The organism is Mesorhizobium sp. M7A.F.Ca.MR.176.00.0.0 (assembly GCF_004023165.1).
Lineage (GTDB): Bacteria > Pseudomonadota > Alphaproteobacteria > Rhizobiales > Rhizobiaceae > Mesorhizobium.
Genome location: NZ_RZTC01000037.1, coordinates 52,746 through 55,315 on the forward strand (window position 1 = coordinate 52,746; position 2,570 = coordinate 55,315).

Sequence of the window (2,570 nt, forward strand, 5' to 3'; positions counted from 1 at the left end):
GCAGCACGATGCCGACCTTGAGCTGGCTTTTGGCCGGCAGCGGTTCGCGCGGCTGCGGCCGTGTCGGGATTTCCATCAACAGCCCGCCGACCCCCATGGCGGCAATATCCCTGGCCGTCACGTCGAGGCCAGCGATCAACCGGTCCAGCACCCAGTCGAAACCATTCTCCTTGGGGCTGCGGGCGCAGCCGGGCGCGCCGATGATGCGCTTGCCATCGAGCGTGCCGAGCACCAGCAGATTGCCGGGATCGACCGGCATGCCCGCGCGGATGACTGCACCACCCGCCTTCTCGATCGCCGCGGGAATGACATCGGCAAAATCGCTCATCGCCGAAGCGCCGAAGATCACCACCATGTCGTTGTCGCGCGCCAGCGAAGCCGTGGCCTCCGCCACCTGAGCGATCTCATGCGGCGTGCGGCGCTCCGCAGTCAGCCTGCCGCCCGTGCGCGCCAGCCGCGCTTCCGTGACGCGCAGCGTCTTGTCGAGGACGGAAGGCTTGATGCCGGGCAGAACCGTCTGGATGACGCCGACACGCACGGGCCGGTAGGCATTGACGGCAAAGATCTCGCCTGCGGCGCAGATTTTCGTCGCAGCGTCGACCAGCGCTGAACTGACCGCGAAGGGAATGATCTTCACGGTCGCGACCATCTGGCCTTTCTCGACCGGCGCATGCTGCGCCAGCGTGGCGATGGTGATGGCGGGATCAATGGCATTGATGGCATCGATGACAGCGGCATCGACCGTGAAGATGCCCGGCGCCTTGGCATGGAGATTGACCCGCCCGGTCGCGGCAGGCCTGACTTCGATCCCGCGAAAGGTCATGCTCTCGGCGATCGTCTGCGCGGCGGCATCCTCGCCGAGGTCGTCGACGGCCAGCACGGCCGCAACGACCTCAGAAATGCCGGCAGCCCGCAGCAGCGCCACATCTTCAGCGCTCAGCCTGTGCGCCTTGCGGAAGCGGCGTTCGCCGGCGGTGGTCGAATGCGCCAGCACCGCGCCTTCCGCGGTCTCGATCGGGATCGGGCCGAATTTCACGCCGCCGCGCCCTTGGCATCAAGACCGCGCGAGCGGAAGGCGTGGATTGCCTGGGCCAACACCGCAACGGCGATCTCTCCCGGGCTGGCAGCACCGATGTCGAGCCCGATCGGCGCATGGATACGGGCGATCTGATCGGCGCTCGCGCCCAGCGCCAGCAGGCGTTCGACCCGCTTGGCATGCGTCTTCCTGCTGCCGAGCGCCCCGACATAGAAACAGTTGGCGTCGAGCGCGGCCTTCAGCGCGAAATCATCGACCTTCGGATCATGGGTGACGGCGGCAAGTGCGGTGTAGCTGTCGAGCGGCTGGCGCTTCAGCACATCCTCCGGCCATTCGGCATGGAGCGCCACGTCGGGAAAGCGGTCCGGCGTAGCGAAAGCGGTGCGCGGATCGATGATCTCCACGGGATAGCCGGCGATCTTCGCCATCGGCGCCAGCGCCTGGCTGATGTGTACGGCGCCGATCACCACGAGGCGTGGCTGCGGCAGATGCGCGTTGAGAAAGAAAGTCCTCCCTTCGGCCTCGACCGAACCGGAATTGCCTGTGCGAAACGCCCTGGCGATGGCAGCGCCGAGATCGCCGGCGACCTGATCGCCCTCGCGCACAATCCGGTCGCGGCCGTCACCGAGATCGGTGACCAGGATCGCCGCGCGGCGAGCGCGTCGTTCGGCGTTCAAAATTTTTAAGGCGTAGGGATCCATCCGAGATCAGCCCAGTCTTTCCACGTACACCTTGATGCGGCCGCCACAGGACAAGCCGACCTGCCATGCGGTTTCATCGGCAACACCGAACTCCAGCATCCTGGCCTTGCCGCTGTCGATGACGTCGATGGCCTCGCTGACCACAGCGCCTTCGACGCAGCCGCCGGAAACGGAGCCGTGGAAATTGCCGTCGGCATCAATGACCAGATGGCTGCCTACAGGTCGGGGCGCCGATCCCCAGGTCTCGACCACTGTCGCGATGGCCACGTCCTTGCCGTCCTTCATCCAGCCCTCCGCGATGATCAGCGGGTCGCGGGCCTCATCCAGATAAATGCTGTTTTCCATGACCGTTTCTCCAGAAGTCTGTTTTTCTCGGGATCTGTTTTCCGGGTGGGAAAGATATGGTTATGCGGCGTGCCTCGCGCCAGCTTCCAGCCATCGGCGCGGATCGACGGATTGTGCCGACTTCTTGTCCAATGACGCGCAGAGATCGGCCAGCGCATCGAGATTGTGCACCGAGCGGAACTCGTCGACATGCGGCAGCATCGCCTTGACGCCACGGGCGCGCGCTTGGAAGCCGTCGAAGCGCAGCAATGGGTTCAGCCAGATCAGACGCCGGCAGGATTTGTGCAGGCGCTCCATTTCCTCCGACAGGCCGTCGACATCGTCGCGCTCCAACCCGTCGGTGATCAGAAGCACGACCGCCCCCTGCCCCAGCACGCGCCGCGACCATATCAGGTTGAACTCGGCAAGTGTGTCGCCGATGCGGGTGCCGCCCGACCAGTCCTTGACCGCCGCAGAACAGTCGGCAAGTGCTGCATCGGGATCGCGGT

4 protein-coding genes are annotated in these 2,570 nt (G+C 65.4%); all 4 read right to left on the reverse strand.

The genetic code is table 11. The annotated features are described in order from the left end of the window. On the reverse strand, positions 1-1,036 hold a 1,036-nt coding region (locus tag EOB59_RS14865), incomplete at its 3' end, for a molybdopterin-binding protein (RefSeq protein WP_245486630.1). Further along, complete coding sequence (locus EOB59_RS14870; RefSeq protein ID WP_128288659.1) at positions 1,033-1,737, reverse strand: XdhC family protein; 705 nt, start codon at positions 1,735-1,737, stop codon at positions 1,033-1,035. The genes EOB59_RS14870 and EOB59_RS14865, both read right to left, overlap by 4 nt. Positions 1,738-1,743: 6 nt before the next feature. Then, positions 1,744-2,082, reverse strand: coding sequence for an XdhC family protein (locus EOB59_RS14875; RefSeq protein WP_013532112.1), 339 nt, complete (start codon positions 2,080-2,082; stop codon positions 1,744-1,746). Between the two features lie 60 nt (positions 2,083-2,142). Then, positions 2,143-2,570, reverse strand: a 428-nt coding sequence (locus EOB59_RS14880; RefSeq protein WP_128288660.1) for a VWA domain-containing protein, incomplete at its 5' end; no start/stop codon positions are given.